Consider the following 5,632-nt stretch of genomic DNA (forward strand, 5'->3'; position numbering starts at 1 on the left):
GACGAACGTCATCCCGCACACCTCCTTCCACTGGGAGGGCATCGACGGCTCGCGTGTCCTCACCCACCTGCCCCCGGCCGACACGTACAACTCGGACGTGTCGCCCGCCGACCTGCACCGCGGCGAACGGCAGAACAAGGAGCGCGGCGTCGCGAACACCTCGATGCTGCTCTACGGCTTCGGTGACGGCGGTGGCGGCCCCACCCGCGAGATGGTCGCGGCAGCCCGACGCCAGCACGACCTCGACGGCTCGCCGCGGGTGACGCTCGGCACCCCCGCCGACGTCTTCGGGGAGCTCGAGCGCGTCCTCCCCGAACCCGCCGTGTGGTCGGGGGAGATGTACCTCGAGTTCCACCGCGGTACCTACACGTCCCAGATCCGGACGAAGCAGGGCAACCGCCGCTCGGAGCACCTGCTCCGCGAGGCCGAGCTCTGGGCCGCCACGGCCGCCGTCCGGCACGGTCTCGACTACCCGTACGAGGAACTCGAGGAGGCCTGGCACACCGTCCTGCTCCAGCAGTTCCACGACATCCTGCCCGGCTCGTCGATCGCCTGGGTCTACGAGGTCGCGGAGGAGAACTACGCCAGGGTCGCCGAGGTCCTCGAGGGGCTCATCGGCACGGCGACCACCGCGCTCGCGAACGGCGGGGCCGGAGCGCTCGCCGGGGTCGGGGCCTCCTCCGCCGGGGTCGGGGCCTCGTCCTCCGCGGTCGACGGTCACGGAACGGGGCTGCTCGACGCCCCCGGGCACGGGGCCGAGGTCGACGGGGCCCCCGGCGGGCACCTCGTCCGGTTCAACGCCTCGCCCGTGGCGGCGGGCGGGGTGACCGCCCTGGGGGGTTTGCCGACCGACGGGGAGCGAGCCGTCCCTCCCGTCCGACACGGCGACCACCTCGTGTTCGACACCGGCGTCGTCACCGCGACCATCGACGCGGCCGGCCACGTCGTGTCACTCGTGGCGAACGCCACCGGCCGCGACGCGATCGCTCCGGGTTCCGCCGGCGCGGCGTACACCGTGTTCCGTGACACCCCGAACCAGTGGGAGGCCTGGGACATCGACCGCGCCTACCAGCGGAACGGCACCGTGCTCGACGCCTCGGACGTCGCCGTCGACGGCGACACCGTGGTCGTGCAGCGGTCGTTCGGTTCGTCCACGATCACGACGCGCTACTCCGCCGTCGAGGACGCCCCCGAGTTGCGCATCGAGACCGAGGTCGACTGGCACGAGCACCAGAAGCTCCTGAAGCTGGCGTTCCCGCTCGACGTGCGGGCATCCGTCGCCTCGAGCGAGATCCAGTTCGGGCACATCGACCGGCCGACCCACCAGAACACCTCCTGGGACTCGGCCCGCTTCGAGACGAGCGCCCACCGGTGGGTGCACGTCGCCGAGGCCGGGTTCGGGGTCGCGGTCGCGAACGACTCGACCTACGGGCACGACATCACCCGGTCGACCCGTGCCGACGGCGGCACCACGACCCTCGTGCGGGAGTCGCTGCTGCGCGCGCCGACGTTCCCGGACCCGGACGCCGACCAGGGGCACCACGTGTTCCGCACGGTGCTGCGGGTCGGGGCGACCGCGCTCGACGCCGCGGACTCCGGCTACCGGCTGAACCTGCCGGTGCGATCGGTACCGGGGTCCGCCGTGGTCGATCCGCTCGTGACGGTGTCGTCCGCGCAGGTGTTCGTCGAGGCCGTCAAGCTCGCGGAGGACCGCTCCGGCGACGTCGTGGTCCGGCTCTACGAGGCCTCCGGCGGCCGGGCGTCCGACGTCGGGGTGTCGTTCGGGTTCGACGTGGCGTCCGTCTCCGCGGTCGACCTGCTCGAGCGGCCGGTGGAGTCGTCGTCCTGGGGCGCGGGGGAGCCGGTCGTGCTCACGCTGCGCCCGTTCGAGATCGTCACGCTGCGGGTCCGACGGGCCTAGCGGAGGACGAGCCGGGCCCGAGGCAGCGGGTCCGGTGGAGAGGCTGCGGCGTCGGGGGAGCTCGGGTGCGTTCCCCCGACGCCGCGCTGCGCGCGCGGGCGGGGCGGGGCTGGGCTGGTCGGGCGGGGCTGGGCTGGGCGGGGCTGGGCTGGTCGGGGCTGGGCTGGGCTGGTCGGGCGGGGCTGGGCTGGGCTGGTCGTTCCGGGCGTGGGTGGTCGATCCGGGCGTACCTGGCCGGAACTTCCGACCAGGTACGCCCGGAAAGATCAGGCATCGCGGACGCTTTGGGAAGGAACGCTCTTCCTCCACAACGTTCGGTCCGGGAGGCCCGTCCACAGATCTCGTGGACGGCACCGCTGTGCGCGGGTCGCGTGGGCAGTCTGCCGTGCATGAACGAACCGCTGCCGATCCTCCGAGCTTCGGCCATGCACGAGGCCGGTGCCGATGCCACCACCCTGCGCCGACGAACCAGCGCGCACGGCCCGGACCGGCTCGTCCGCGTCGGCCCCAACGCCTTCGTGCACGGCGCACGATGGGACGCTGCGGGCCCGCGACAGCGCTACGTCACGCGCGTGTACGCCAGGCTCGGTCGCATCGGAGTCCGCGCAACGGCGTCGCACGATTCAGCGGCAGCGATCCACGGCCTGCCGGCGCTCCACGGTTGGGACGTCCCGGTGCACGCCACGGTGCCGGCGTCGATGTACCGCGGACGGACCTCGGCGCTGGTGTTGCACTCGCGCGCCGTGGCCGACGCCGATCGGATCGAGGTCCGGGGCATCCACACGACGACGCTGGCGCGGACCGTCGCGGACATCGCACTCGCCGGCGACTTCCGCTCCGGTGTCGTCGTCGCCGACGCGGCACTCCGGGGCGGTTGCCCTCGCGCCGCGATCTGCGCCGCGGTGGGGTCGACGGCACGGAGCCGCGTCCTCGCCACGTCCGTCATCGAGTTCGCGGATGCCCGCTCCGGTTCCCCCGCTGAGTCCCTCGCGCGAGTGGTGTTCCGGGAACTCGGACTCCCCGCCCCGGTCCTCCAGCAGCCGTTCGTCGTCGCAGGCCGTCGGTACGAGGTCGACTTCTGGTTCCCCGAGCAGGGCGTCGTGATCGAGGTCGACGGCCTCGCGAAGTACACGCAGGCGCGGTACCGGAACGGCCGCACGCAGGAGCAGGTGGTCGTCGACGAGAAGCGCCGTCACGAGGCCCTGCTCACCGCCTCGGCCGTCCGCACGATCATCCGGCTGGAGTGGCGCGACCTCTTCGATCTCGACACGCTGACCCGCCGCCTCCGCATCGCAGGTCTGCCGTGCCTCCTCCGCCCGGTCCGGAGCGCTCGCGACGTGAGACGGTGAAGCGGCACAGGGAGCCGTCACTACCGTGGCGCGCATGGCCGTCACGGAGATCTGGCTCGTCCGCCATGGGGAATCGGAGGCGAACGTCGCCGCCGCCCGCGCCGAGGCCGAGGGAGCGGACGTCATCGACGCCGGGCACCGGGACGCGGACGTCCCGCTGAGCCCGCTCGGGGAACGGCAGTCCCGTGCCCTCGGCACCGAGCTCGCCGATCGCGCGCTCGACGACGTCCCCGTCGCGCTCTGGGTGTCGCCGTACCGCCGCGCGCAGCAGACCATCGCGATCGCGCTCGAGCACGGTTCGCTCGCCGAACCCGAGCGCCGCACCGACGAACGGCTGCGGGACCGCGAACTCGGCGTGCTCGACCTGCTCACCCGGCAGGGCGTCCGCAACCGGTACCCCGACGAGGAACGGCGGCGCGAGTGGCTCGGGAAGTACTACCACCGGCCGGCCGGCGGGGAGTCCTGGGCGGACGTCATGCTCCGGCTGCGGTCGGTGCTGGCCGACGTCGACCGGCTGGACGGACCCGAGCGACTCGTGATCGCCGCGCACGACGCCGTGGTCATGCTGACCGTCGCGGTCTGCGTCGACCTCGACGAGCCCGCGCTCATGGACTTCGCCCGGACCCACACGGTCGCGAACGCCTCCCTCACCCGACTCCGACGCGACGCCGTCGGTTCCCCGTGGTCGCTCGAGGAGTTCTCCTCGGTCGGCCACCTCGACGACGACGAGGTCACCGAGCACGGCGGCCGGAAGGACGACGCCCGTGTCCGCTGACCCCATCACCCCGAACTTCCTCCGCGACTGGGCGCTCCCCGAGCCGGGCGCCGGCAAGTACGGGCGCGGGCAGGTCCTCGTGGTCGGAGGCGCCGCACGGACGCCCGGCGCAGCGGTCCTGTCGGCGCTCGCCGCACTCCGGGTCGGTGCCGGCCGGCTCACCCTCGCGGTGGCGCGGAGCGTCGCACCCCAGGTCGCGGTGGCCGTGCCCGAGTCCGGCGTCGAGCCCCTCGACGAGGACCCCGACGGCCACGTCGCGGTCGGGGCCGGCGAGGGCATCGCTGACGCGGCGGCGTCCGCGGACGCGGTGCTCGTCGGACCCGGACTGGACGAGCCCGAGGGAACGCGCGACCTCGTGGCCTCGCTCGCGCGGACCGTCGGCCCGGACACCCTCGTGGTCCTCGACGCCTTCGCACTGGGCGTCGCGGCGGACCTCCGACAGGAACTCGAACCACTGCGCGGGCGTCTCGTGATGACGCCGAACTCCGGGGAGGCCGAACGACTGCTCGGCCGCAGCTGCGGCGATGACACCGTGGCCGACGCCGTCGAGATCGCGGAGCGCTTCGGAGCCGTGGTGGCCCTCGGCGACGCGATCGCGACCCCCGGCGGCCGGACGTGGCTCAAGGGGACCGGATCCGGCGGTCTCGGGACGAGCGGCAGCGGAGACGTGCTCTCGGGCGCGATCGTCGGGCTGCTGGCGCGGGGAGCCGACCCGGCGCAGGCGGTCGCGTGGTCGTCGTACGTGCACGCCGCCGCGGGGGACCGCCTGGCGGTGCAGGTCGGGCCGCTCGGCTACGTCGCGAGCGAGCTCGTCGCGGAGATCCCGCACGTGCTGGTCGAACTCGGCGCCTGACACACCTGCGGCCCCGTCGCCGGGACGTCCGGCAACCGCTCGTTCTTTCCCATCGCGGTTGGCGTGACTGGTGGAACCGGGCATTCCTGGCGGGAAAGAACGACCAGGCACGCCCGGAACGACCAGGCATGCCCGGAACGACCAGGCATGCCCGGAACGACCAGGCATGCCCGGAACGACCAGGCACGCCCGGAACGACCAGCCGCGACCGCGCCCGCGCCCGCCCCCCCCGCTACCCGCGCAGGGACTCGACCGCCTTCTCCACACGCCGCGCCCGCGTCTCCGGCGCCTTCGCCTGGAGCACCGGGTCGACGAGCGCGCGCTGCCGCGAGTTCGAGAGCGTCTCGAACGCCGCGCGCACCCCGGCCGCGTCGAGCGCCGCACCGAGGTCGTCCGGGACGTCGACGGTCCGGGGCTGGGTGTCGACGTCGATCGTGACCTCGACGGTGTCCCCGGCTGCGACGCCCGCGGCTTCCCGGTGTTCCGCCGACAGCGGGATGAGCGACTGCGCCCCCATGACCCCGATCGTGGAACGGTAGGTGTAGCCGCCGTCCAGCGTGACCACCACCGGCGGACGCTTCCCGGCGCCGAGCGCCTCGATGACCTCGGGCGGGACCGGGAGCCCGGTGGCCGTCTTCCGTGCCTGCAGGACCGTCGTCGTGAACCGCATGGTCAGAGTGGACCACCGGAACGCCCCCGGGCGCAAGGGCAAGAGTTCGACCGCCGTTCACCGT

5 protein-coding genes are annotated in these 5,632 nt (G+C 73.6%); 4 read left to right on the forward strand and 1 reads right to left on the reverse strand.

Translation table 11 applies throughout. The annotated features are described in order from the left end of the window. The 4 genes from ABC270_RS00005 to ABC270_RS00020 all read left to right on the forward strand — a co-directional run. A partial coding sequence (locus tag ABC270_RS00005) for an alpha-mannosidase (protein ID WP_412878902.1) occupies nucleotides 1-1,921 on the forward strand: 1,921 nt, incomplete at its 5' end. Nucleotides 1,922-2,310: 389 nt separating this feature from the next. Then, on the forward strand, nucleotides 2,311-3,270 hold the full coding sequence (locus tag ABC270_RS00010; RefSeq protein WP_412878903.1) for a hypothetical protein: 960 nt from the start codon (nucleotides 2,311-2,313) through the stop codon (nucleotides 3,268-3,270). A 34-nt stretch (nucleotides 3,271-3,304) separates the two neighbouring features. Continuing rightward, on the forward strand, nucleotides 3,305-4,045 hold the full coding sequence (locus ABC270_RS00015; RefSeq protein ID WP_412878904.1) for a histidine phosphatase family protein: 741 nt from the start codon (nucleotides 3,305-3,307) through the stop codon (nucleotides 4,043-4,045). Beyond that, on the forward strand, nucleotides 4,035-4,898 hold the full coding sequence (locus tag ABC270_RS00020; RefSeq protein WP_412878905.1) for an NAD(P)H-hydrate dehydratase: 864 nt from the start codon (nucleotides 4,035-4,037) through the stop codon (nucleotides 4,896-4,898). The genes ABC270_RS00015 and ABC270_RS00020 overlap by 11 nt, the downstream gene beginning before the upstream one ends. A gap of 232 nt (nucleotides 4,899-5,130) precedes the next feature. Here ABC270_RS00020 and ABC270_RS00025 read toward each other — a convergent pair whose 3' ends face one another. Further along, a complete protein-coding gene (locus ABC270_RS00025) occupies nucleotides 5,131-5,568 on the reverse strand; it encodes a YdeI/OmpD-associated family protein (protein WP_412878906.1) in 438 nt (145 codons plus the stop codon). Nucleotides 5,569-5,632 lie beyond the last annotated feature (64 nt).

This window comes from Curtobacterium phoenicis, assembly GCF_047238015.1.
In the GTDB taxonomy this organism is placed as follows: Bacteria; Actinomycetota; Actinomycetes; order Actinomycetales; family Microbacteriaceae; genus Curtobacterium.